The sequence below is a fragment of the Pseudomonas sp. JAI111 genome (assembly GCF_024809425.1).
In the GTDB taxonomy this organism is placed as follows: domain Bacteria; phylum Pseudomonadota; class Gammaproteobacteria; order Pseudomonadales; family Pseudomonadaceae; genus Aquipseudomonas.
In genome coordinates, this window is the sequence record NZ_JANUCB010000013.1 from 19461 (window position 1) to 41536 (window position 22076).

The window sequence follows — 22076 nt, forward strand, 5'->3', positions numbered from 1 at the left end:
GCGACCGCAAAAACAAAGCCCCGATAATCCGGGGCTTTTTTTCGTCTGGCATTAATCGTTGGGCAGCGGCATCTGGTCGTCATCCGGAATGCCATCCCCGGCACTGGGGTCTCGAGTGCCGCGGGGATGCTCCGTCGGCACGACCATCGGACGCGCCAAAGGGTCTCTTAACGGATCATCGGGATCCATCACCGGATCAACGCCCTCTTCAGGGGTTGTGGGAACACTGTCCGGACGTTTGTCGTTGAAACTCGAATCGGTAGACATACACACCTCACCACAGTTGAGATCAGTGTTTCAGGTCGGCAAGCGGGTCATAAGGCTTGGCGGGTGTCTTGCCCTCCTCGCCCGGTTTTATGTCTCTGGGCGCCTTGGCAGGGCCAATGGGATCGACCTGAGGATCGGCCAGGTCCGGCGAATCCGGATCAAAACCCAATTCATCACCTGAAGAATGTTCAGACGAGTGCGGGCCAGAGGGGGTATTGGATTGAGCCATGGACGCCTCCTTGGGGCTGGCCCGCAGAAGTGCGGGCCTTTCCACTTGGAGGTCAGGTTCGCGCAGCGGTGCCAGGCACATGACGAACGGAAGCTTACTGCGTACTCAACGCTTTCTTCGCGCGTTCGGCCGCCTGCTCCTGCCCTGCCTGACCGAGATCACTCGCTGCCTTCAGCCAGCGCTGCGGGTCAACGTTGGCCGGGATTTGATTGGGCTTCTGGATCAGTACGGCCCAGCCGCCAGCGTCCTTGAACGATGACTCAAAGGAGCTGAAGCTCATCAGGTTGCGGTGATTCATTCCGGCGCGCAGCAACACCGTTTGCTTCTGGCGGTTGTAACCGGCAAGGATGGCGTAACGCGGTCCGGCCCACATTGCCGAGCCTTCGGTAAAGCGCAACATCACCGGGTAACCGGCGGCGACCTGGGTCAACAACGCCGGTAAACGGCTGTCGAGGGGATACACCACCATCCCGTATTCACGGGCAAGGTTTTGCATGTTCTGCTGTAACTGGGCTTCAGCGCCCGGCAAGTGCAGCGGTTTCTCAAGCAGCCCCGGCGTAATCACGATGCCTTGCTGCGAGAGCATGCTGGCCAATACCTGGGGACCGCTTTGAAAGTCCTGGCCCCGATAGAACGTGCCGCTGAGCTCGACACGTTCCGGCAGACGCTTGATCTCAGGCGCCACGCTTCCCGCGCAACCCGCCAACCCTGCGACGCAGCCGACCACCAGCAACGCCGTTCGAATCCGAGAAAATACCCGCTCCATTATCACTCTCTTGTTCAGACGCCGGGCAACACGCTCCCGGCTTGGCCGTCGATCATAGGACGCCGCAAGGCGCCGGTATAGCCTTTACCTGCAGTTGAGTGCATTCGATAGAGCGAACAGGTTGGGGACTGCTGACCTTTGGTCAATGGCTGGAAACACAGCAACGACTAGACTGTCATTTGCAAAGAGTGTGCGCCCGCTGCAGGGCGAAGAGGAGGCACTGATGAGCCTGACAATGACAATCGTGATGCTGGTGTCTGGCTGGCTGGCAGTGGCCACCGCCATGTTGTGGGGTGTCCTGCGTGTTACCCGTCGCCATCATCACCACCCGGTTCAATCGGCGCCTGTGGCGAAGACCGATGAACCGCCTGTGCACCGGGCGCCGGTGCACTGACGTATTTTGAATTGATAAAAAAACGGCCGCCTGGACTCTTTCGAGCACAGGCGGCCGTTTCGTTTATCGGCGATTAAGCTTCAGCGACAATGCGCTTCTGCCTGGCGCGCCGCGACATCATGTTCAATGCCTCGATCGTCGCCGAGAACGCCATGGCTGCATACACATAGCCTTTCGGTACGTGGGCACCGAAGCCTTCGGCGATCAGCGTCATGCCGATCATGATCAGGAAGCCCAGCGCCAGCATCACCACCGTCGGGTTGTCGTTGATGAACCTGGCCAGCGGGTCAGCCGCCAGCAACATCACCAGCACCGACACCACCACCGCGATGATCATGATCGGCAAATGCTCGGTCATGCCGACAGCTGTAATGATGCTGTCGATCGAGAACACCATGTCCAGCATCAGAATCTGCCCGATCGCAGCCGCGAACCCCAGGGTCACAGTCGAGGTCGCGGACTTCGAGTCTTCCGGCGCCGGGTCCATGCTGTGATGGATCTCGGTGGTCGCCTTCCACAACAGGAACAGGCCGCCGGCGATCAGGATCATGTCCTTCCAGGAGAACGCGTGGCCGAGGATATCGATCACTGGCTCAGTCAACTGGACGATGAACGCGATGGTGCTCAACAAGCCCAGTCGCAGGATCAGCGCCATGCCGATACCGATGCGTCGCGCTTTCTGCCGATGCTGCTCCGGCAATTTGTTGGTCAGAATCGAGATGAAGATCAGGTTATCGATGCCGAGCACGATTTCCATGACGATCAACGTGGCCAGGGCAACCCAGGCGGTGGGGCTTGCAGCAAGTTCTAAAAGGTATTCCATGGGTCAGTCCTGACTCGTTGTAGACGGTTTAGATTTCCTGGGACGAAGATTCGACTTTCTGCTTGTCTTCGCGCGATGGCTCTTTCTTGCTGATCAGGCCACCCGTGGCATCGCTGATCGCTTGCTCGGCAGTCTTGTGGGTGTCGTCGATCGCCTGTTTTGCACTTTCGGCAGCCTGACCCATCAGTTGGTGAGCGCTTTTCTCGGCCTGTTCGCAACCGGCCAGCACCAGTAAAGACGTGATCAGCAGCGCCGTGGTTTTAAGCTTCATGTGACTTCCTCGATAGTACAAACCGGACCGAACTGATGGCCCGTCGATAGCGAGGCATTCTAGGCAGGCAAACACTTCAGGAAAATTCGTATTTTCAGCGGTTATACTTCGGTTTTTACGAACTGTAGGTCGTCATGCTTAATTATCGACAGCTGCATTATTTTTGGGTGGTCGCCAAAACCGGCAGCATCGTGCGCGCCTGCGAGCAACTGAACCTGACGCCACAAACCATCAGCGGGCAGATTTCCTTGCTCGAACAGACCTATGGCATCGAGCTGTTCAGGCGCGTCGGCCGGCAGTTGGAACTCACCGAGGCCGGACGCCAGACGCTGCCTTACGCCGAGCAAATGTTTCAACTGGGTGGCGAACTGGAGTTGATGCTGCGGGCGCAGCCCAACGAACAACAGATTCTGTTCCGGGTTGGGGTGGCCGACGTGGTGCCCAAGTCCATCGTTTATCGTCTGATTGCGCCAACCATGGAATTGAGCGAGCCGCTGCGCATCACCTGCCGAGAAGACAAACTCGAACGCCTGCTCGCCGACCTGGCGATTCAGCGCCTGGACCTGGTGATTTCCGACAGCCCGATGCCCTCGCACCTCGACATCAAGGGCTACAGCCAGAAGCTTGGGGAATGCGGAATCAGTTTTTTCGCGACTTCGGCACTGGCAGCGCAGTATGGCCAGGACTTCCCGCGCAGCCTGCACGGCGCACCGCTGTTGATTCCCGGGCCGGAAACCGTGGTGCGCAGTCGCTTGCAGCGTTGGTTTGCCGAGCAGCAGATCCAGCCGCGCATCGTCGGTGAGTTCGACGACAGCGCGCTGATGCAGGCATTCGGTCAATCGGGCAGCGGGATTTTCATTGGCCCGAGCGTGATTGCCGATGAAGTGAAACGCCAATACGGCGTGGAGTTGATTGGCCAGACCGACGCGGTGACCGAGTCGTTCTACGCCATTTCAGTGGAACGCAAGGTCAAGCACCCTGGCATTGTCGCCATTACCGAAGGTGCCCGACGCGAGCTGTTCACCGACGATTGAAGCCTCAGGCGCAGACTTCGCGCGGCTTCATGGTCATCAGCGCCATCGCCAGCAGAATCGACACCAGGATAAACGCGGCGGCTGCAAAACCCAGCCCGCCCAGGCCGACGCTGTCGATCACGCGTCCGCCGACCATCGCGCCCAGGCCGATCCCGAGGTTGGCCCCGGCAATGTTCAGCGAGGCGGCAAAGGCTGGCGCCTCGGGTGCAGCCTTCATCAAGCGCACATGGCTGACCAGGAACAAGGCCGCCTGAGTCACGCCCCAAATGCCCATCGCCGCCGCCAGGCCGAGTGGTGAATGAATATTCGGCACCAACGCCACCATGCCGGCGATCATGAATGCACAGAACATCATGGACGCGATCAGCGGATTACGATCCACCGCGCGGCCGCCCAGCGAGTTGCCGATCAGCCCGACCGCGCCGAAGCCCATCAGGCACCAACCGACCACCGTACCGTTGAATCCGGCCAGGCGCTCAAGGATGTCAGCCAGATAGGTGTAAGCGGTGAACATGCCGCTGAACACCAGGATCGACAGCAACACATGCCCCACCATCAACGGGCTGCGCAGAATCTTGAATTGCGAACGAAAGCTCACCTGATGTTGATGCAGGTTGGTCTTCGGCAGGTAAACGAACAGCAACAACGCCTTGGCAAACGCGATCACCGCCAGAATGCCGAAGGCACTGCGCCAGCCAAACGCGTCGGAAATCAGCGTGCCGACCGGAATGCCAAACACCGTCGCGCAGACAATGCCGAAGCCGATCTTGGCGATGGCGCGCCCGGCATAATCAGGCCCGACGATGTCCACCGCCGTTTCACTGGCCAGCGCCCAGAACACCGGCAACCCCAGCGCCGGGATCAAGCGGGCGATGGCCATCACCCAGATGTTCGGCGCAAATGCGGCGAGGGTGTTCGCCAGGCCGAACATGATCAACACCGAGATGAACAGTTTGCGCCGCTCGAAACGGGCGAAGTACGCGGTCAGGAACGGCCCGAACGCGGCGACGGTGAAAGCGAACAAGGTCACCAGCAAACCCGCTTGGGGGATGCTGACGTCCAGGTCTCGGGCGATCGCCGGCAGCAGGCCGACGATGATGAATTCCGTGGTCAGCACGGTAAAACCCGCAGCGGACAACAGAAGAATGGGCAACAGCATGCAGAACTCCAGAAAACGACGACACCAGCGATAACCCGAGGGCCCACTGGCATGACTTGAAAATGAGGATGGCGAATCTTAACAGAGTGTTTCCAATCAGGGTTGCACGAACCTGCCTATCTCGTTGATCACGCGGGCGGCAGATCGTCACAGGTCTGAAGGATCAAGCGCACCCTGTGATAAAGTCCGCGCCCCGCGATACGTACACCCTGTTCATCGGCCATTCAGTGGCATTGATGTCGCGACACCCCCGCACCTAATAATCAGAGATGCCGTTTTATGACTGCTTCATCCCCTTCGCTATTGCAACGCCTGAAACGCTTGAGCCTGGTCTCGCAAATCGTCATCGGCCTGATCGCCGGGATTGCCTTGGCGTTGTTCGCGCCGGACGTGGCGAAGTCCACCGCGTTCATCGGCAAAGTGTTCGTGTCGGCACTCAAAGCCGTCGCGCCAATCCTGGTGTTCGTGCTGGTCATGGCTTCGATCGCCAACCACAAGCACGGCCAGGAAACCCACATCCGGCCGATTTTGTTTCTGTACCTGCTCGGTACGTTTGCCGCCGCCGTCGTAGCGGTCGTTGCCAGCACGTTGTTCCCGTCGAGCCTGGTACTGGCCACGCATGACGTCGCGGTGAGCGCGCCGGGTGGCATCGGTGAAGTGTTGCAAAGCCTGCTGCTGAGCGTGGTCGACAATCCGGTCAGCGCGCTGATGAACGCCAACTTCATTGGCATTCTGGCTTGGGCAATCGGCATGGGCATCGCCATTCGTCACGCCGGTGACACGACTCGCGAAGTGCTGGGCGACCTGTCCAATGGCGTGACCTTGATCGTGCGCCTGGTCATCCGTTTCGCGCCTTTGGGGATCTTCGGCCTGGTGGCGTCGACGCTCGCCACCTCGGGTTTTGGCGCCTTGATCGGCTATGCGCACCTACTGGCCGTGTTGCTGGGCTGCATGCTGTTCGTGGCGCTGGTAATGAACCCGGTGATTGTGTTCTGGAAGTTGCGTCGCAATCCCTATCCGCTGGTGCTGACCTGTCTGCGGGAAAGCGGTATCACCGCATTTTTCACCCGCAGTTCGGCGGCGAACATCCCGGTCAACCTGGAACTGAGCAAGCGCTTGGGCCTGCACGAAGACACTTACTCGGTCTCGATTCCGCTGGGCGCCACGATCAACATGGCCGGCGCGGCGATCACCATTACTGTGCTGACGCTGGCCGCCGTGCACACACTGGGCATCGCCGTCGACATTCCGACCGCCATCCTGCTGAGCGTGGTTGCGGCAATCTGTGCCTGCGGCGCGTCTGGCGTGGCCGGCGGTTCGCTGTTGCTGATTCCACTGGCGTGCAGCCTCTTCGGCATCCCGAGTGAAATCGCCATGCAGGTGGTGGCGGTCGGTTTCATCATCGGCGTATTGCAGGACTCGGCGGAGACGGCGCTGAACTCTTCCACAGATGTGCTCTTCACGGCTGCCGCGTGCCTGGGTGAAGAACAGAAAGCGCAGCGCCTGGCGTAACAAAGATCGAAAGATCGCAGCCTCGTTTCACTCGACAGCTCCTACATTGAGATGCGTAGCGCCTGTAGAAGCTGTCGAGTGAAATGAGGCTGCGATCTTTTGACTCACAAAAAATAAAGCCCGCCAAGGTTTGCACCTTGGCGGGCTTTTTAATGCCTGGACGGTTTAGAACGCGCCCATGTAATCGCGCTTGCCCACTTCCACACCGTTGTGACGCAGCAGTGCGTAAGCCGTGGTCACGTGGAAGAAGAACTGCGGCAGGCCGTAGGTCAGCAGGTAGGCCTGGCCGGTGAAGCGCTTCTCTTTCGGCGTGCCCTGACGGGTGATGATCTCGATGCCTTCCTTGCCATTGATCTGCTCTGGCTTGATCTCGCCGATGAAGGCCAAAACCTTGGCGATCAGGGCTTGCAGCTCAGCGAAAGTGGTTTCGCTGTCGTCATACTTCGGCAATTCAACCTCAGCCAGACGCGCGGAAACGCCTTTGGCGAAATCAACGGCGATCTGCACCTGGCGCACCAGCGGGAACATGTCCGGGTACAGGCGCGCTTGCAGGAAGGCGTTTGGGTCAATGTTCTTGGCGGTGGCGTGGGCTTCGGCCTTGTTCAGAACGTCGCTCAGGGCATTGAGCATTTGTTTGAAAACCGGAACCGATGCGTCGTACAGGGAAATGGTCATGGCAGTCTCGTGTGATGACAGGAGTGAATCGTGGGTCGATTATAACGATGCACCGCGCTTGCGGCGGGTCTTTTATCCGGCGTCAAATTGAGGATCAACGGCAATCAGCCCCCAGCCGGAGCAGTAACGCCGAACGACCCGGCTTGAGATACGGTTCGATCTCGCCGATCTTGCACGACGCCAGGTCCTGCAGCTCAGGCGGCAGCGGCTCCTGAACGAATAGTCGCGCGTCCGATTGTTTCACCTCGTTCACCTCTGCAACCGTGAGTGCTTCCACGGGCCGGCCCATGTAATAGACCAGGCGAATGTCCGGCTCACCAACACTGTAGGCTTTCTGATCCGGTTGCCTGGCCGCCAGGGTGGCTACCTGTTCAAGCCCGCCGAACCGATGCGCCAGCACCTGCCCTTCAATGAACACATAAAACACCAGAAACCCGGCCAGCGTGATGTAAGGCACCGTGGCCAGGCCCACCCGCCAACGCCCTTTCGCGCCTTCAAGCAACCCGGTCCAGCGCAGCGCCAGCAGCAGCGCGATAGCCGGGTAAACCGGCAACAGGTATTTGCCGTGTTTCTCGGTGAACATGGAAAAAACCAGCAATGGCAGCAGGCAACAGCACAGCAACATGCCCGCTTCACGACGCGAGCGAATCAGCGCCCAGAACGCTCGAGGCCGCACAAATACAATCAACCAGAAAGGAAAGAAATCACCGGCCAGGTACAGCAGATAGGCATACCAGGCCTCGGCACCCTGCCCGTCGATTTTGTTCACGATGTCTTCGCTGATGATCGACGCCCAAATGCCCCACCCCTGACTGAAAGACACCGCCACATACCAGGAGCTGCCCAGCACTACGGCAATGACCCAGCCCCAGCCATCACACAGGTAGGCCTTGGCGCGGGAATCTTTATAGATCAGGGCATAAGCCAGAATCGGTGCCGTTACCCACAACAGGCAAACCGGCCCCTTGGTCAGCAGCGCACACCCCAACAGTACGTAGCTGAGTCGACTCCAGCCGATTCGGCCCTGACTGAAGACATACTGCCAGGCCGCCAACAACGCGCCGAAACACAGCAGGGTCAAAAACATCTCGATTTCAGAGCGGCGGGCGAACAGGCTGAACGCGCCATTGGCGGCCAGGAACACCGCCGCAAGCAAGCCCGCCTGATGTCCGGCAAGACGGGTGCCATACAGGTAAATACCGATGCAGCACATCGTCGCAGCCAGGGCCGATGGCAAGCGCACGCTCCACTCGGACAAACTGCCCAGCATGCCTGTCGACAACAGACCGACCCAATAGAAGAACGGTGGCTTGGACAGGTACAGCTCACCGTTCATGTATGGCAGCAGCCAGCTCCCTGCTTCGCGCATTTCACGGACGGTGACGGCCCGGCGAGCTTCGTTGACGCTGAGGAACGGCACACTGCCAAGGCCCCAGAAAAACAACAACACGATGGCAATAACGACGAGCAAGGTGACATTACGGGTCAAAAATCGACTGTAATCCAACTTCATCAAAGCTTCTCCGCACCAACTCCCAGAGTGCCTTTCGCTTTTGTGAACCGATAGAACAGGTTGGGCTCGCTGACGATATAGAGCTCGCCATCTGCGTCCATGGTCATGCCTTCGGCTTGCGGCACATTTTTCTTGAGGTCGCCCGCCAGGCTTAGCAGGGACATAATGCTGACGAAATTACCCTTTTCGTCCAGTTCGGTCACGTTGTTGGACTCTTCGCTCAACATCAGCAAATGCCCTGTTCGCGGATCGTAAAAGCATTCGGAAAGGTCCCGGCTGAACACACTGCGATCCACCCATGAGGTCAGGTCATCAATGCGAATCTGCAATGACCCACCCAGGGAGGCGAGCATGCCCGTGACCGAATACAGCTGCCGCGGGTCGCGCTCCTTGACCGCCAGGACGCGATCATTGGCCACGTCATAGGTCACGCCCTCGAACCCTTTGTTGTGGTTGCTCAGGTTGACCCCGATGGCGAGAAACCTGGCGTCCTTCACATGGATGGGGCCCGGGGCGTCCGGTAAGGTGATGATGTCCAGTTGCTGCTTCACTTCGTCGGCGATCACCACGCGTCCGCCGCCGATGTAAGCGATGCCTTCGGCGTCCTGAAACCCGATCAGCGGATAGTGTTCAAGCACATCACCGTCACGGCTCAACGCCAGAATCTCCATGGGCTCGCCGTTGGTAATACCGAGCATGCGCCCATGATCGAAATCATAGGCAATGCCCGACAAATTGGTCACGCCGGGAAGTGGCTTTGCGTCGATAACCGACAGGTAGTCCGGCAGCCAGATATTTTTGTCCGGGGCCTGATTGCCGTACCACTTGTTGTGCCAGTGCCCATACAACTGCGAGTGCCAGGAAAACCGTAGGCAAACCGCGAAGAGCAGTGCCAACGCAACAACAAGAACGATCACTCCTACCTTCCAGGGTTTGCTCATGCTCTTCCTTAATTCCAAGTAAAGCGATACACGTGGTCCGGTTGTACTGCGTGACATTTGCCGTTATCGGCATCGGCGCCAACGATCGACCACTCTGCACGGGATGTCTCGCCGAGTTCACGTGCGCCCTGGGGGTTGAAACACTGCTCCAGCAACTCGTCCGGCACCAATGCGTAGGCCTGAGGGTGTTCACGCAGCCACTGCGCGGCCTGCTCGACGGTGGAGCTGGCCATCCCGAAATGCACGATCGGCTGGCGGGCGTACAACCAGTGACCTTCGCGCCACTGGACCATTACCAGGTCAGCCCCGTGCGTCATGGTCGCCGCCTGCGCCATGATTTCTTTATGAGGGTTGGCGCCGTCCTTCATCGGTTCGATAAACCCACGGGCGAACCACAGCACGAACCAGCTCACCACCACCGCCTGAAAAATCCGCCGTCCGCGCGGGCGCTTGGCGAACCAGCGCTTGAGCAACCAGGGAATCAGCGGCGCCGAGACCAGCACCAACCCAGGCAGTGCCGGGTAGATGTACAACTTGCGTTTGCCACTGGCCAGACAGAAAAACAGCACGACCAGCGCTACCCAGCCAAGCAGCACCAGCACTCGACCGTCACGCTTGGCAAGCTGCCTGCGCCAGGCGGGCACCAGCCACGGCAGGACCAGGAACAGCGGCAACCAGTATTGGGGAATTACGTTGACGAAGAAGTACCAGAACGGCTCTCGATGATCCCACGCAGCGGCATAGCGCCCCGCAGTCTGGCGCAACAGGATCTCGCGCGCATACGCCACCTCGTCAGCCGAGCCATTGAGCACGATGGACAAGGCCAGGGGCAGCAACCAGATGGCGATTGCGCCCAAAAAGACCAAAAAGCCCAGAGACCACTTGCGCGCTTCGCCGGGCATGGCCACCACACCCGACCAGCCTTTGCGCACCGCATAGGCATACGGAATCAGCATCAGCGCCGGAACGAAGCCAACCCCTTTGGTAATGACGCCAATGCCCATCGAGGCGCATCCCACGTAAAACCAGCGCCAGGCCGGGCCGACCAGCAAGTGACGCGCCAACCCGTACATGCCCAGGGACGTGAACAGAATCAGGAAGCTGTCGATCTGGCCGGTCCGCAGGATGCTGTAGGTCTGATAGGTGGCCAGGTACAAGAGCGCCGCTGTGCGACCGATGCGCTGATTCCATAACCGGCGGGCCAGGTCGTAGACCATGGCGGTGACCGTCACGGCCGAAAAAAGGCCGGGGATGTACAGGGCGATATCAGGTTTGCCGGTGAGCCAGGTAAAGAACGCCACCGCCCACATGAAAATCGGCGGTTTGTCCCCGTAGATCTCCCCGGCACGGTGAGGAATCAGCCACGAACCGTTATGCAGCATCTCCAGCGCCACACCGAGGAAGCGTTCCTCGTCCACGTTCAGAGGCTGACGCAGCCCCAGTCCCGCACCGATCAACAAGAAAGCAAGCAGCATCAAGCCCAGGCATTCAACCCGGGGGGAAAGGGATCTGCGCATGATTTATTCCTTCGGGTGCCTGCTTTTCGCAATCAATTGCAGGTTGCGGAAATAGACGATGGAACCGAACGCCTGACCGGCGATGAACACCGGGTCTTGTCGGTAAATCGCATAAAAAAGCAGCAAGGTGCTGCCGACGATGCTCAGGTACCAGAAGCTCACCGGGATCACACTGCGTTTCTTGTATTCGCTGTACAGCCACTGCAAGACAAAACGACCGGTAAAAGCAATCTGGCCGGTAAAACCGACCACCAGCCACAACGTTTCTCTTGAGAGATTCATTCCTGAACCTCCTGGGCATCGGTATTGAGCCGGGTGCGTTTGATCAGCCACCAGACGCCGAACAGATCGAGAATGCCTACCAGCGCACGATCGAGGTTGCCGTACTTGGACACCCCGGCGGTACGGGCCCGGTGGTTGACCGGATGGACGACCATTCGGCCGTTATGGCGCTGGATCAGCGCAGGAATGAAACGATGCATATGGTCGAAGTACGGCAGGCGCAAAAACGCCGCACGCTCGATCACTTTCAACCCGCAACCGGTGTCGGGCGTGTCGTCCCTGAGCAGGCGGCGACGCAGGCCGTTGGCAAATCGCGACGCCCAGCGCTTGCTTGCCGTATCACGACGATTGACCCGATGCCCGGCGACCAGTTGCAGGTCGGCGACACCGTGCTGGCTGCGCACCAGCGCCAACATCCCGGGAATGTCCGCCGGATCGTTCTGACCATCACCATCGAGTGTGGCCAGCCATTGCCCACGAGCAGCCTGAGCCGCGTGGTAGAGCGAGGTACTTTGGCCCAGCGAACGGTCATGATGCAGGATACGCAATTCGCTCAAGCCACCATTTCTGATCTGCCCCAGCTCCTGCAACGTGGTATCGGTGCTGCCATCGTCGACGACTATGATTTCATAACGTTCACCGGCCAAGGCAACACGAATTTCCTCAATCAAAGGCACCAGGTTGTTTGCTTCATTCTTTGCTGGAATCAGCACGGATACAAAAATGTCATGGCTCATACAGGCCCTCTTTTTCCTTGGTTTTTTTATCAAGGGCGAACGAATTACACCTGATAAAAGTGGCGATACCACTTCACGAATTCTTTGACGCCGGTTTCAACGGCGACCTGTGGACTGTAATCGACCCAGTTGGACAAGGCCGAAACGTCAGCCCATGTCTTGACCATGTCGCCTGCCTGCATTGGCAGGAAATTGCGTTCCGCTTTCACCCCCAGTGCGGACTCCAGGCAATCGATGAAGTCCAGCAGCGCGACCGGTTCGCCGCGCCCGATGTTGAAAATCCGGTTGGCACCCTCAGCCGGTCCTTGCGCGAGCGGCGGCCGGGTGCGCAAACGGGCGATGCCTTCGACGATATCATCGATGTAGGTGAAGTCACGCGACATCAGCCCCTGGTTGTAGATGTCGATCGGCCTGCCGTTGAGAATCGCTTCGGTAAACTTGAACAGCGCCATGTCGGGACGCCCCCAAGGACCATAAACGGTAAAAAACCGCAGACCGCTGGCTTTCATCCCATAGAGATGGCAATAGCTGTGCGCCATCAACTCATTGGCGCGTTTGCTGGCGGCATACAGGGAAATCGGATGGTCGGCGGCATCTTCAACGCAGAACGGCATTTTGCCATTGGTGCCATACACCGAGCTACTGGATGCATAAATCAAATGCTCGGGGCGATGATGCCGACAGGCTTCCAGCACATTCAGAAAACCGGTCAGGTTCGATTGCGCGTACACATCCGGGTTGTCCAGCGAGTAGCGAACGCCTGCCTGGGCTGCCAGATGAATGACATGGCTGAATGAACGCTCCTCGAACAGCGCCATCAAGGCGGGCTTGTCGACGATATCCAGTCTCTGGAAGTGGAAGCCCGGCAATGCCTCCAGCTCCTTGAGCCGAGCCTGTTTGAGTTCGACGCTGTAGTAATCGTTGAGATTATCGATACCGACGACTTCAAGACCTTCCCGGCACAAACGCTGAACCGTGTGATACCCAATAAAACCAGCGGCGCCGGTGACCAGAATGGTCATAGCGAGGCCCCGCCGATAAGCGCATTATCGGGGGACAATGACAACGTCAATTTCATGCCTTGCTCCAGAGTGCAGTCACAGACCCGTGGCATCGTCGATATGCCGGGGCCCGCGTCCTTGTGCGGTTAGGCCCGCGACCCCGCATACGGTGCCCGCAGAATTGTAAAAAAAACGTTAACGAATTATGTAGATTTCATGGCTTTAGGCAAGCAGAAGCAACAAATTTGGTTGCCATCGGCGCCCGCCGATCTAAAGTGCTCGCCAGCGGATTAAACAATATGAATCGGGTAAGGATGCAGCATCATGAGTATCGAGCAAGAGACGACGTTTGACGAGCCTCGGCTCAACAGCACGGAAATCCGGATTCTGGGGTCACTGATCGAAAAACAGGCCACCAGCCCGGAAACCTACCCACTGACCCTCAATGCTCTGGTGATCGCCTGCAACCAGAAAACCAGCCGCGAACCGGTGATGAACCTCACTCAGGGCCAGGTCGGCCAAAGCCTGCGCGCGCTCGAAGGCCGAGGCTTCACCAAATTGGTCATGGGCAGTCGCGCCGACCGCTGGGAGCACAAGGTCGACAAGGCGCTGGAACTGGTGCCGGCGCAGGTGATCCTGACGGGGCTGCTGTTCCTGCGTGGCCCGCAGACGGTCAATGAGCTGCTGACCCGCAGCGGGCGCATGCATGAATTCGAGGACGCCGAACAGGTCGTGCATCAACTGGAGCGCTTGATTGCTCGTGGCCTGGCCCTGCTGATTCCGCGTCAGGCCGGGCAGCGCGAAGACCGCTACATGCACGCCCTGGGTGATCCGGCGGATATCGAAGCCATCCTCGCCGCGCGGCAAAACCCGGCAGAACGTGGCGCAGGTAGCGGCGTGTCGATTGAACGAATCGAAGAGCTCGAAGCGCGAATTGCAGCGCTGGAAGAACGCCTGGCCCGCCTCGAATAACCCGATGATAAAGATCCAGGCGTGCGAACGAGCGCGGCATTCGCGGGCAAGTCGGGTCAGCTACGGGCAAACTCCACCGCTTTTTGAAACTGTTCCTCGGTCGGACGTACGCCGGTGTACAGCACAAATTGCTCCAGCGCCTGGATCGCAATCACTTCCAGCCCGGTGATCACCCGCTTGCCTTCGGCACGTGCGCGTACGATCAGCGGTGTTTCCGAGGGGATCGCGACGACATCGAAGACCGTCTCGGCTGCAGCGATGGTTTCAGCATCAAAGGCCAGTTGATCGGCCTCCGGGCCACCGCTCATGCCAATCGGCGTGACATTGATCAGCATTTGCGGGCGCCGGCTACCCAGTTCCGCCTGCCACTCATAGCCCAATGACTGCGCCAGCGCACTCCCGGCGAGTTCGTTACGGGCGACGATCAGGCCATCTTTATAGCCGCCATCGCGCAACGCGCTGGCCACGGCCTTGGCCATCCCGCCGCTGCCGCGCAGCGCAAAAGTCGAGTCCTTGGGCACTGCGTGGGTGTCGAGCAATTGCGCGATGGCAATGTAATCGGTGTTGTAGGCCTTGAGGTGACCGTCGGTGTTGACGATGGTGTTAATCGATTGAATGGCCGCGGCGGACGCGTCCAGCTCATCAACCAATGCGATACACGCCTCCTTGAACGGCATCGACACCCCGCAACCGCGAATCCCCAACGCCCGTATACCGCCGACCGCACCCGGCAAATCCTGACTGCTGAAGGCCTTGTAATAAAAATTCAGGCCCAATTGTTCATACAGATGATTGTGAAACCGCAGGCCGAAATTACCGGGGCGCCCGGAAAGCGACATGCATAACCGGGTGTCTCTGTTGGGGTTCATCTGCATGAAACTTCTCCTTCAATAGCACTTTCAGATGGACGGGATTAGCCATTCCATCCGCTGTATTCGATCATAACGGCGGGTCCGCACAAGGTAGCGCCGGACCGTCAGCAAACCGGTACAGACCTTACACAAAATTTACCAATCGGCTGTGCTGATTTTGAAAAAAACGCTGTCTTAGATGTATCCCCGCGACAATCCTTGGGTCTATTGCAGACCCAAGCGCCGGGTCGAAGAACCGAGGAATTATCATGATCCGTAAAATCCCCACAGTAGCTTTGCTGATTGGCGCACTCGCTATCGCAGGGCAAGCGCAAGCCCATGGCGGCGGTGGCGGTTGGCAAGGTCCAGCGGTATTTGGCGCGATCGTTGGCTCGGCCATCGTCGGTTCGGCCATCATCAACAGCAACCGGCCTGTTTATGTGGAACAACCGGTTTACGCGCAGCCGCAACCTGTCTACGTGCAACCGGCGCCACCGGTTTACTACCAGCCGGCACCGGTCTACGTGCAGCAACCGGTCTACTACGGACCTCCGCCGGTTTACTACGGACCGCCACGTGGCTATTACGGCCCACCGCGCGGTTACTACGGCCCTCCTCACGGTTATGGCCGCTGGTAACAGCGCTCATCAGGCCCCTGCCTCATCAGCGTAATGCTGATCACTTCAGAAAGTTTTGAGGTTGGGGGTTGGGGGCATATCCGTTTCTTCGGTCATGGCGGCTATTGGTTCCGCCCTGACGGCGGGTTACTTGGAAAAGCGCCAAGTAACCAAGCGCTAGCGCCCCTGACGTACGGTGCCTCGCCTAGGCTCGGCATTCCCTCACTCCGGTCCTGCTCCGTGGGCCCGCCGCCATCGGCCATCCATGGCCGGGGGCGGCTAACCCGGCATCCCTGCCGGGTTGCCCACTACGCAGAACCTGCGTTCGGCCTTCCGATGGGGCAGATCAAGATCAAGATCAAAAGCGCAAGGCGAGCTAACGCTCGGCCTGATGAGTGGTGAGGAGCAAAAGCTCTGCGCCGGCCTGCTCTGCTTTATGTGGGAGTGAGCCTGCTCGCGATGCTGTTGCTGTTGATCGTTCCCACGCTCCGCGTGGGAATGCATCCCGTGACGCTCCGCGTCACCCTTGCGCAAGACTCAAGCCTGGTGTCGTCAGCGGAACGCAGAGCGTCCCCGGCGGCATTCCCACGCGGAGCATGGGAACGATCAGGACGCGCAAGCGTTGAAGAACCAGGTCGGCCCGTAGGCCGCCTCGTTTTGCTTTGGCGGCGCACGCCCCCTCGTGAGGCCGAGCGCAGGTTCTGCGCAGTGGGCAACCCGGCATGGATGCCGGGTTAGCCGCCCCAGGCCATGGATGGCCGATGGCGGCGGGCCCACGGAGCAGGACCGGAGCGAGGGCATGCCGAGCCTTAGCGAGGCACCGAACGTCAGGGGCAAAGCGCTTTGGTTACTTTCGCGCTTTTCGAAAGTGACCCGCCGTCAGGGCGGAACCAATAGCCGCCGTGACCGCAGAAACGGATATGTCCCCAACCCCAACCCCAACCCAACCCCAAAAACTCCTCAAATGAACAACATCACTCCTAATCAGCAGGGCTTTTTTGTGACCGTTCGTCGACAAACGTCTGGAAAAATCGCGTCAAGGTCGCTGTCGGGACAGCGCTGGCGGTTCATGTTGGCAAGATTGACTCGAACGCCCTTCCCCCTCGCCGGGGAAAACGGTCATATTTATGTCATGTCCGGTCCGCAAGCTTGGACATATGCGTAAACAACAGGTTGATAAAAACAAGGACGACCTCATGCCAACGCAAAACCCGCACCGCATCGTCGGCTTGTGCACATCCAGCAAGGTGTACAACGCACTGACCGAACTCAAGCACCTGGAAGGCCATCGCAGCGCCAAATTTCTCTCGCTGCTGGCCGAAAACCTGGTGCGAAAAGGCCTGCTCAACGAGCAGGAAGTGGTTCACATGCTCGATCTGGTGGTCGACTGAGCCCAAGACTCATCCGCGTCAATGTCGACTATCGAGAGTGTTGATTGTCCGTTCAAACGCCAGATCCGTAAGGTAGCCCCATCGATTGATGGAGGTACTTATGTCCCAGATTCAGATCATGTCCGTTATCGGCAGCGCCGTTCCCGCACCGCTCAGAGAGTTGGGATTGCTCGCCTGCTGGTATCTCGTACAGGACGGCGAGCCGATTAGCGGCCCGCTCACTTCGCTGCCGGCCGCCCAGGCATTGTCCCAACGTATCGGCATAGGCCAGTTCAGTGCCTAAGGCAGCTGCACTCGCGGCTTTGTTTCGATGAAGATTCCCCAGCTCGACATGAACAGCGCCGCGATCAAGGGCCCGATCACAAAACCGTTCAGGCCGAAAATCGCCAGGCCACCCAGGGTTGAGATGAGGATCAGGTAGTCCGGCATCTTTGTGTCCTTGCCCACCAGGATCGGTCGCAGCACGTTATCCACAAGTCCGATCACAAACACCCCGAACAACCCCAGCACCACCCCCTGCCAGACGGCCCCGGTGAACAGGAAAAATGCCGCCACCGGCGCCCAGATAATCCCCGCCCCCACCGCTGGCAACAGCGACAGAAACGCCATCAATACCGCCCAGAGCAACGCGCTCGGAATGTCCAGAAACCAGAAAATCATACCGCCCAACGCGCCCTGCGTGATCGCGACCAGTAGATTGCCCTTCACTGTCGCGCGCACCACGCGGTTGAACTTGAGCTGCAAACGGCGTTTCTGGTGCTCTTCCAGGGGCACCGCGGAACGAACTTTCCGAGCCAGTTCAGCGCCATCCCGCAGAAAAAAGAACAGCAGGTACAGCATGATGAAAAAACTCACCACAAAATCGAACGTGCCCTGACCGAAGCTGAAGACCTGGGTGGCGACAAACTCATTGCCCGTCACCGCACTTTTGATGATTTTCTCCCGCAACCCGTTCAGCTCGCCGACCCCGGCTCGATCGAGCAAATGCTGGAAGTACGGCGGCAGGCTGTGCTTGAAGTGCGTCACATAGCCCGCGATGTCCAGCTCGCCGCTTTCGATATTCTTGTAAAGCATGGCCCCTTCCTGGACCAGCAGGATACTGAGGATGATCACCGGCAGGATCGCAATCACCAGGCAGATACTCAGGGTAATCAACGACGTCACGTTGCGCTGCCAGCCGAACCTCAGTTGCATCCGACGCTGCAAGGGCGCGAACAGGATCGCGAGGATCACCGCCCAGAACACCGCGCCGTAGAACGGCAGCAAAATCCAGATAAACGCAATGGTGACCAGCCCTAGCAGGATCACCAGCGATTTGTTTTGTACCGTCTCTAGATTCATGTCCGATCCATATCAGTGCGCAGGGGGGGCGCATGCTCTTGTGCTGAAGAGCGGTGCTGATGCTTAGTCAGCCACGGTTCGCGCGAGTGCCATCCGTTTGTTCATCAAGCATAGATCCAGATCAATAAAGCCCGCGGACCAGTGAATTACCCTTGCCGGCTTTTGCGGTCGACACAGCCATGACTCTGCTCGCTCCCGAATTGCTGGCCCCGGCCGGCACCTTGAAAAACATGCGTTACGCCTTTGCCTACGGTGCCGATGCGGTCTATGCCGGCCAGCCGCGCTACAGCCTGCGGGTGCGCAACAATGAATTCGATCACGCCAACCTGGCCCTCGGCATCGCCGAAGCCCAGGCGCAGGGCAAACGCTTCTACGTGGTGGTGAACATCGCGCCGCACAACGCCAAGCTCAAGACCTTCCTCAAGGACCTGGCACCGATCATTGCCATGGCGCCCGATGCGCTGATCATGTCCGACCCCGGCCTGATCATGCTGGTACGCCGGCATTACCCGCAGATGCCGATCCACCTGTCGGTGCAGGCCAACACGGTGAACTGGGCCAGTGTCGAGTTCTGGCAGCAACAGGGCTTGAGCCGGATCATCCTGTCGCGAGAACTGTCGCTGGAAGAGATCGCCGAGATCCGTCAGCACGTCCCGGCGATGGAGCTTGAAGTTTTCGTCCACGGCGCGTTGTGCATGGCCTACTCCGGGCGCTGCCTGTTGTCGGGCTACATGAACAAGCGCGACGCGAACCAGGGCAGTTGTACCAACGCCTGCCGCTGGAAATACACGGCGACTCAGGCCACTGAAAATCATCTCGGTGAAATCGTCCAGACCTTCCAGCCCGAGCCGACCCTGGGTATCGGTGCGCCGACGGATCAGGTGTTCCTGTTGCAGGAAGCCAATCGCCCGGACGAACTGATGCCGGCCTTCGAAGACGAACACGGCACCTACATCATGAACGCCAAAGACCTGCGCGCGGTGCAGCATGTCGAACGCCTGACGCAGATGGGCGTGCATTCGCTGAAGATCGAAGGCCGGACCAAATCGCATTTCTATTGCGCACGTACCACCCAGGTTTACCGCCGGGCAATCGACGATGCGGTGGCCGGTCGCGCCTTCGATCGCGGCTTGATGACGGACCTGGAGTCCCTGGCCCAACGCGGCTACACCGAAGGTTTCCTGCGTCGGCACGTGCATGACGAATACCAGAACTATCAGCACGGCAGCTCGGTTTCAGAGCGCCAGCAGTTTGTGGGCGAGCTGACAGGCGAGCGGCGAGACCGGATGGCGCAAGTCACAGTGAAGAACCGGTTTGGCCTGGGCGATCACATGGAACTGATGACGCCCCAAGGCAATTTCCACTTCGATCTGCACCAGTTGCAGAACGCCAAAGGCGAGCCTATCGACGTGGCGCCCGGTGATGGACACACGGTGTATGTGCCGATACCGGATGCGGTCGATCTGCGGTTCGGGTTGTTGATGCGCGATGTCGGGGCGATGTAGTCAACAGCCGCGCCTCAAGCTTAAAGAATCACTTCGCGATGCCGACCACTTCAGTTCACATGTATGTGGCGCGTATCGCCTGGAATGCCTATGAGGGTTGCTGACCTTGTGCCTCGATCGTCAGTACACCGACCGTGGATTGCCAGTGTCGTATGCCGTCGATACCGACAAGCTGACATTCATCGGCGACTGGCGAGTGATGTCTGTCGGTTCGTCGTTGGGCTATCAAATCACTCAACAACGGCGCAGTTCGCTCGAAGGCAATTCGGTTGAAACGCAAACCCTTGAATGTGTGGTTGAACGCCAGATAGATGCTTCGCAGGTCAACTCGTCTTTGCAGGGCGGTGCCAAGGAGTTGAGTTCCAGGCTGCACGGTGGCGAACTTAAGGCCGCTACTACGATGTATTACCTTCAGGATTACGGTTATTTTTTGCGGACGCGCTATCACTCTGGATGGATCGCTGATGTGCGAACGACCCTGGTTAGTGTCGAGTGATTGGCTCGGCGTAAAAACCGGGGGCATTGGCTGTGATGTTGTTTTGGGGTTGGGGTTGGGGTTGGGGTTGGGGTTGGGTACATATCCGTTTTTGGGGTAACCGCGGCTATTGGTTCCGCCCTGACGGCGGGTTACTTGGAAGAGCGCCAAGTAACCAAGCGCTTGCGCCCCTGACGTACGGTGCCTCGCCTAGGCTCGGCATTCCCTCACTCCGGTCCTGCTCCGTGGGCCCGCCGCCATCGGCCATCCATGGCCGGGGGCGGCTAACCCGGCATCCATGCCGGGTTGCCCACTACGCAGAACCTGCGTTCGGCCTTCCGATGGGGCAGATCAAGATCAAGATCAAGATCAAAAGCTGAAGGCGAGCTAACGCTCGACCTGATGAGTGGTGAGGAGCAAAAGCTCTGCGCCGGCCTGCTCTGCTTTATGTGGGAGTGAGCCTGCTCGCGATGCTGTTGATCTTGCTGTAGCTGTTACTGTTGATCGTTCCCACGCTCCGCGTGGGAATGCCGCCGGGGACGCTCTGCGTTCCGCTGTCGACACCAGGCTTGAGTCTTGCGCAAGGTGACGCGGAGCGTCACGGGATGCATTCCCACGCAGAGCGTGGGAACGATCAGGGTCAGGATCACGACGCGCAAGCGTTGAGCAAACAGGTCGGCCCGTAGGCCGCCTCGCTTTGCTTTGGCACTGCACGCCCCCTCGTGAGGCCGAGCGCAGGTTCTGCGCAGTGGGCAACCCGGCATGGATGCCGGGTTAGCCGCCCCCGGCCATGGATGGCCGATGGCGGCGGGCCCACGGAGCAGGACCGGAGCGAGGGCATGCCGAGCCTTAGCGAGGCACCGAACGTCAGGGGCAAGAGCCCTTGGTTACTTGGGGCTTTTCCAAGTGACCCGCCGTCAGGGCGGAACCATAAGCCGCCGTTACCGCAGCAACGGATATGTACCCAACCCCAAAACTTTCTAAAGAGAACAGCCTTAGGCGCAGGAAACAGGATGCAATCCAGCCGACAAACGAATGTCAGGCACCCGCCGAAAACCGGTCGCGACTGTTGGTCAGATGCAACCACATGGCAGCGCGCGCCGCATCCGGATCCTGACGCTTGATGGCGTTGAGAATTGCCTCGTGTTCAAGATTGGCGAGCTGCCCCAACTTACTCAAATCCGCCGCACCACGCTCGGCCGCATTGACCCGGGTTCGCGGAATCATCGCACTGCCCAGGTGCTGCATGATTTCCGTGAAGCACACGTTGCCGGTGGCTTCGGCGATCAACAGGTGAAAACGCTTGTCGGCTTCAACGCAGCTGTCGTTGTTAGTGAGCAGGCTTTGATAGTCATCGAGCGCTTCGCGCATTTGCACCAGTTGCTGATCAGTGCGACGCATCGCCGCCAGTGCCGCAGCCTGGGTTTCCAGGCCCATGCGCAACTCCAGAATGCTGCGCACCCCAAGGGCTGTGTCGACATTCAGGCGCAGCCCCTGCTCCGGTGCACGCTCCAGCACAAAGGTGCCGATACCGTGACGGGTTTCCACCAGGCCCGAGGCCTGCAATTTCGAGATCGCCTCACGCACCACGGTACGACTGACCCCGTGCTCCTGAACAATCGTGTTCTCCGACGGCAGCTTGTCCCCCGGCAGCATCTGGCCGAGCAGGATGCTCTGGCTCAGTTTGGCCACCAGGTCATGGGCCAGGTTGTGGGTGCGCTTGCGGGCAGGCGCGTCGAGGTCTTCTTGCATGGTGATCGTCCGGTAGCAGGGCTATCGGAATCGTAGCACTGAGCCCCACTG

The 22076-nt window shown here is 59.1% G+C and carries 26 protein-coding genes; 10 read left to right on the forward strand and 16 right to left on the reverse strand.

From position 1 onward, the window contains the following. Positions 1-51: 51 nt before the first annotated feature. The 3 genes from HNR03_RS28880 to HNR03_RS28890 all read right to left on the reverse strand — a co-directional run bounded on the left by HNR03_RS28880 (position 52) and on the right by HNR03_RS28890 (position 1262). Complete coding sequence (locus HNR03_RS28880) at positions 52-267, reverse strand: hypothetical protein (RefSeq protein ID WP_259157506.1); 216 nt, start codon at positions 265-267, stop codon at positions 52-54. Positions 268-289: 22 nt separating this feature from the next. Next, a complete protein-coding gene (locus HNR03_RS28885; RefSeq protein ID WP_222587691.1) occupies positions 290-496 on the reverse strand; it encodes a DUF6021 family protein in 207 nt (68 codons plus the stop codon). Positions 497-590: 94 nt separating this feature from the next. After that, a complete protein-coding gene (locus HNR03_RS28890; protein WP_259157507.1) occupies positions 591-1262 on the reverse strand; it encodes a peptidase C39 family protein in 672 nt (223 codons plus the stop codon). Between the two features lie 223 nt (positions 1263-1485). Between HNR03_RS28890 and HNR03_RS28895 the strand changes: the two genes are divergently transcribed. Then, on the forward strand, positions 1486-1656 hold the full coding sequence (locus HNR03_RS28895; protein WP_259157508.1) for a hypothetical protein: 171 nt from the start codon (positions 1486-1488) through the stop codon (positions 1654-1656). Between the two features lie 73 nt (positions 1657-1729). On the opposite strand, the gene HNR03_RS28900 is transcribed toward HNR03_RS28895, so the two are convergent. Together HNR03_RS28900 and HNR03_RS28905 are read right to left on the reverse strand one after the other, a co-directional pair. Further along, complete coding sequence (locus tag HNR03_RS28900) at positions 1730-2479, reverse strand: TerC family protein (RefSeq protein ID WP_222587694.1); 750 nt, start codon at positions 2477-2479, stop codon at positions 1730-1732. Positions 2480-2507: 28 nt separating this feature from the next. Then, positions 2508-2750, reverse strand: a complete 243-nt coding sequence (locus HNR03_RS28905; RefSeq protein WP_259157509.1) for a hypothetical protein — start codon at positions 2748-2750, stop codon at positions 2508-2510. 134 nt (positions 2751-2884) lie between these two features. Here HNR03_RS28905 and nhaR point away from each other — a divergent pair, with 134 nt between their 5' ends. Beyond that, positions 2885-3784, forward strand: coding sequence for a transcriptional activator NhaR (gene nhaR, locus HNR03_RS28910; protein WP_259157510.1), 900 nt, complete (start codon positions 2885-2887; stop codon positions 3782-3784). A 4-nt stretch (positions 3785-3788) separates the two neighbouring features. Here nhaR and HNR03_RS28915 read toward each other — a convergent pair whose 3' ends face one another. Then, positions 3789-4943 carry an MFS transporter gene (locus HNR03_RS28915; protein ID WP_222587696.1) on the reverse strand — a complete coding sequence of 385 codons (1155 nt, stop codon included), beginning with the start codon at positions 4941-4943 and terminating at the stop codon, positions 3789-3791. 279 nt (positions 4944-5222) lie between these two features. On the opposite strand from HNR03_RS28915, the gene sstT reads away from it, so the two are divergent. Further along, the gene (gene sstT, locus HNR03_RS28920) at positions 5223-6455 is read left to right on the forward strand and encodes a serine/threonine transporter SstT (protein ID WP_259157511.1); all 1233 of its coding nucleotides are present in this window, start codon (positions 5223-5225) and stop codon (positions 6453-6455) included. 165 nt (positions 6456-6620) lie between these two features. Here sstT and HNR03_RS28925 read toward each other — a convergent pair whose 3' ends face one another. The 7 genes from HNR03_RS28925 to HNR03_RS28955 form a co-directional block, all read right to left on the reverse strand. Further along, the gene (locus tag HNR03_RS28925) at positions 6621-7130 is read right to left on the reverse strand and encodes a DUF1993 family protein (RefSeq protein ID WP_090185926.1); all 510 of its coding nucleotides are present in this window, start codon (positions 7128-7130) and stop codon (positions 6621-6623) included. A 94-nt stretch (positions 7131-7224) separates the two neighbouring features. Next, positions 7225-8643 (reverse strand): glycosyltransferase family 39 protein, encoded by a 1419-nt coding sequence (locus HNR03_RS28930; RefSeq protein ID WP_222587698.1) that lies wholly within the window; start codon positions 8641-8643, stop codon positions 7225-7227. Then, on the reverse strand, positions 8643-9584 hold the full coding sequence (locus tag HNR03_RS28935) for an SdiA-regulated domain-containing protein (RefSeq protein WP_259157512.1): 942 nt from the start codon (positions 9582-9584) through the stop codon (positions 8643-8645). Before HNR03_RS28935 ends, HNR03_RS28930 begins: the two co-directional genes overlap by 1 nt. Before the next feature lie 8 nt (positions 9585-9592). After that, positions 9593-11101 (reverse strand): glycosyltransferase family 39 protein, encoded by a 1509-nt coding sequence (locus HNR03_RS28940; RefSeq protein WP_259157513.1) that lies wholly within the window; start codon positions 11099-11101, stop codon positions 9593-9595. Positions 11102-11104: 3 nt separating this feature from the next. Continuing rightward, positions 11105-11383: a lipid-A-disaccharide synthase N-terminal domain-containing protein gene (locus HNR03_RS28945; protein WP_222587701.1), complete on the reverse strand. Its 279-nt coding sequence runs from the start codon at positions 11381-11383 to the stop codon at positions 11105-11107. Next, the gene (locus tag HNR03_RS28950) at positions 11380-12120 is read right to left on the reverse strand and encodes a glycosyltransferase (protein WP_259157514.1); all 741 of its coding nucleotides are present in this window, start codon (positions 12118-12120) and stop codon (positions 11380-11382) included. The genes HNR03_RS28945 and HNR03_RS28950 overlap by 4 nt, the downstream gene beginning before the upstream one ends. A 44-nt stretch (positions 12121-12164) precedes the next feature. Further along, entirely contained in the window at positions 12165-13142 is a 978-nt protein-coding gene (locus tag HNR03_RS28955) for an NAD-dependent epimerase (RefSeq protein ID WP_259157515.1), read from the reverse strand. A 303-nt stretch (positions 13143-13445) separates the two neighbouring features. Between HNR03_RS28955 and HNR03_RS28960 the strand changes: the two genes are divergently transcribed. Further along, complete coding sequence (locus HNR03_RS28960) at positions 13446-14093, forward strand: YceH family protein (protein WP_259157516.1); 648 nt, start codon at positions 13446-13448, stop codon at positions 14091-14093. Positions 14094-14149: 56 nt separating this feature from the next. Here HNR03_RS28960 and HNR03_RS28965 read toward each other — a convergent pair whose 3' ends face one another. Continuing rightward, complete coding sequence (locus HNR03_RS28965) at positions 14150-14968, reverse strand: shikimate 5-dehydrogenase (protein WP_222587705.1); 819 nt, start codon at positions 14966-14968, stop codon at positions 14150-14152. 245 nt (positions 14969-15213) lie between these two features. Here HNR03_RS28965 and HNR03_RS28970 point away from each other — a divergent pair, with 245 nt between their 5' ends. The 4 genes from HNR03_RS28970 (at position 15214) to HNR03_RS28985 (ending at position 17235) form a co-directional block, all read left to right on the forward strand. Beyond that, positions 15214-15582, forward strand: coding sequence for a hypothetical protein (locus tag HNR03_RS28970; protein ID WP_222587706.1), 369 nt, complete (start codon positions 15214-15216; stop codon positions 15580-15582). A 778-nt stretch (positions 15583-16360) separates the two neighbouring features. Continuing rightward, a complete protein-coding gene (locus HNR03_RS28975) occupies positions 16361-16726 on the forward strand; it encodes a hypothetical protein (RefSeq protein WP_259157517.1) in 366 nt (121 codons plus the stop codon). Between the two features lie 31 nt (positions 16727-16757). After that, positions 16758-16952, forward strand: a complete 195-nt coding sequence (locus tag HNR03_RS28980) for a hypothetical protein (RefSeq protein ID WP_003179723.1) — start codon at positions 16758-16760, stop codon at positions 16950-16952. Positions 16953-17052: 100 nt separating this feature from the next. Beyond that, a complete protein-coding gene (locus tag HNR03_RS28985) occupies positions 17053-17235 on the forward strand; it encodes a hypothetical protein (protein ID WP_222587708.1) in 183 nt (60 codons plus the stop codon). On the opposite strand, the gene HNR03_RS28990 is transcribed toward HNR03_RS28985, so the two are convergent. Further along, the gene (locus tag HNR03_RS28990; RefSeq protein ID WP_259157518.1) at positions 17232-18293 is read right to left on the reverse strand and encodes an AI-2E family transporter; all 1062 of its coding nucleotides are present in this window, start codon (positions 18291-18293) and stop codon (positions 17232-17234) included. The two genes, HNR03_RS28985 and HNR03_RS28990, sit on opposite strands and share 4 nt — an antisense overlap. Positions 18294-18472: 179 nt before the next feature. On the opposite strand from HNR03_RS28990, the gene yegQ reads away from it, so the two are divergent. After that, on the forward strand, positions 18473-19798 hold the full coding sequence (gene yegQ / locus HNR03_RS28995; protein WP_259157519.1) for a tRNA 5-hydroxyuridine modification protein YegQ: 1326 nt from the start codon (positions 18473-18475) through the stop codon (positions 19796-19798). 97 nt (positions 19799-19895) lie between these two features. Continuing rightward, positions 19896-20294, forward strand: a complete 399-nt coding sequence (locus HNR03_RS29000; protein WP_259157520.1) for a hypothetical protein — start codon at positions 19896-19898, stop codon at positions 20292-20294. Positions 20295-21311: 1017 nt separating this feature from the next. Here HNR03_RS29000 and HNR03_RS29005 read toward each other — a convergent pair. Then, the gene (locus HNR03_RS29005; RefSeq protein ID WP_259157521.1) at positions 21312-22025 is read right to left on the reverse strand and encodes a FadR/GntR family transcriptional regulator; all 714 of its coding nucleotides are present in this window, start codon (positions 22023-22025) and stop codon (positions 21312-21314) included. Positions 22026-22076: the final 51 nt, after the last annotated feature.

Excerpts from the sequence above, each read along its gene's own strand:
- HNR03_RS28980 (WP_003179723.1), top strand. The coding sequence starts at position 16,758 with ATGCCAACGCAAAACCCGCACCGCATCGTCGGCTTGTGCACATCCAGC.
- HNR03_RS28975 (WP_259157517.1), top strand. The coding sequence starts at position 16,361 with ATGCCGAGCCTTAGCGAGGCACCGAACGTCAGGGGCAAAGCGCTTTGG.
- HNR03_RS28960 (WP_259157516.1), top strand. The coding sequence starts at position 13,446 with ATGAGTATCGAGCAAGAGACGACGTTTGACGAGCCTCGGCTCAACAGC.
- HNR03_RS28935 (WP_259157512.1), bottom strand. The coding sequence starts at position 9,584 with ATGAGCAAACCCTGGAAGGTAGGAGTGATCGTTCTTGTTGTTGCGTTG.
- HNR03_RS28945 (WP_222587701.1), bottom strand. The coding sequence starts at position 11,383 with ATGAATCTCTCAAGAGAAACGTTGTGGCTGGTGGTCGGTTTTACCGGC.
- HNR03_RS29005 (WP_259157521.1), bottom strand. The coding sequence starts at position 22,025 with ATGCAAGAAGACCTCGACGCGCCTGCCCGCAAGCGCACCCACAACCTG.
- HNR03_RS28890 (WP_259157507.1), bottom strand. The coding sequence starts at position 1,262 with ATGGAGCGGGTATTTTCTCGGATTCGAACGGCGTTGCTGGTGGTCGGC.
- HNR03_RS28955 (WP_259157515.1), bottom strand. The coding sequence starts at position 13,142 with ATGACCATTCTGGTCACCGGCGCCGCTGGTTTTATTGGGTATCACACG.
- HNR03_RS28940 (WP_259157513.1), bottom strand. The coding sequence starts at position 11,101 with ATGCGCAGATCCCTTTCCCCCCGGGTTGAATGCCTGGGCTTGATGCTG.
- sstT (WP_259157511.1), top strand. The coding sequence starts at position 5,223 with ATGACTGCTTCATCCCCTTCGCTATTGCAACGCCTGAAACGCTTGAGC.
- HNR03_RS28895 (WP_259157508.1), top strand. The coding sequence starts at position 1,486 with ATGAGCCTGACAATGACAATCGTGATGCTGGTGTCTGGCTGGCTGGCA.
- yegQ (WP_259157519.1), top strand. The coding sequence starts at position 18,473 with ATGACTCTGCTCGCTCCCGAATTGCTGGCCCCGGCCGGCACCTTGAAA.
- HNR03_RS28925 (WP_090185926.1), bottom strand. The coding sequence starts at position 7,130 with ATGACCATTTCCCTGTACGACGCATCGGTTCCGGTTTTCAAACAAATG.
- HNR03_RS28930 (WP_222587698.1), bottom strand. The coding sequence starts at position 8,643 with ATGAAGTTGGATTACAGTCGATTTTTGACCCGTAATGTCACCTTGCTC.
- HNR03_RS28905 (WP_259157509.1), bottom strand. The coding sequence starts at position 2,750 with ATGAAGCTTAAAACCACGGCGCTGCTGATCACGTCTTTACTGGTGCTG.
- HNR03_RS28950 (WP_259157514.1), bottom strand. The coding sequence starts at position 12,120 with ATGAGCCATGACATTTTTGTATCCGTGCTGATTCCAGCAAAGAATGAA.
- HNR03_RS28900 (WP_222587694.1), bottom strand. The coding sequence starts at position 2,479 with ATGGAATACCTTTTAGAACTTGCTGCAAGCCCCACCGCCTGGGTTGCC.
- nhaR (WP_259157510.1), top strand. The coding sequence starts at position 2,885 with ATGCTTAATTATCGACAGCTGCATTATTTTTGGGTGGTCGCCAAAACC.
- HNR03_RS28915 (WP_222587696.1), bottom strand. The coding sequence starts at position 4,943 with ATGCTGTTGCCCATTCTTCTGTTGTCCGCTGCGGGTTTTACCGTGCTG.
- HNR03_RS28965 (WP_222587705.1), bottom strand. The coding sequence starts at position 14,968 with ATGCAGATGAACCCCAACAGAGACACCCGGTTATGCATGTCGCTTTCC.
- HNR03_RS28970 (WP_222587706.1), top strand. The coding sequence starts at position 15,214 with ATGATCCGTAAAATCCCCACAGTAGCTTTGCTGATTGGCGCACTCGCT.
- HNR03_RS28990 (WP_259157518.1), bottom strand. The coding sequence starts at position 18,293 with ATGAATCTAGAGACGGTACAAAACAAATCGCTGGTGATCCTGCTAGGG.
- HNR03_RS28880 (WP_259157506.1), bottom strand. The coding sequence starts at position 267 with ATGTCTACCGATTCGAGTTTCAACGACAAACGTCCGGACAGTGTTCCC.
- HNR03_RS28985 (WP_222587708.1), top strand. The coding sequence starts at position 17,053 with ATGTCCCAGATTCAGATCATGTCCGTTATCGGCAGCGCCGTTCCCGCA.
- HNR03_RS28885 (WP_222587691.1), bottom strand. The coding sequence starts at position 496 with ATGGCTCAATCCAATACCCCCTCTGGCCCGCACTCGTCTGAACATTCT.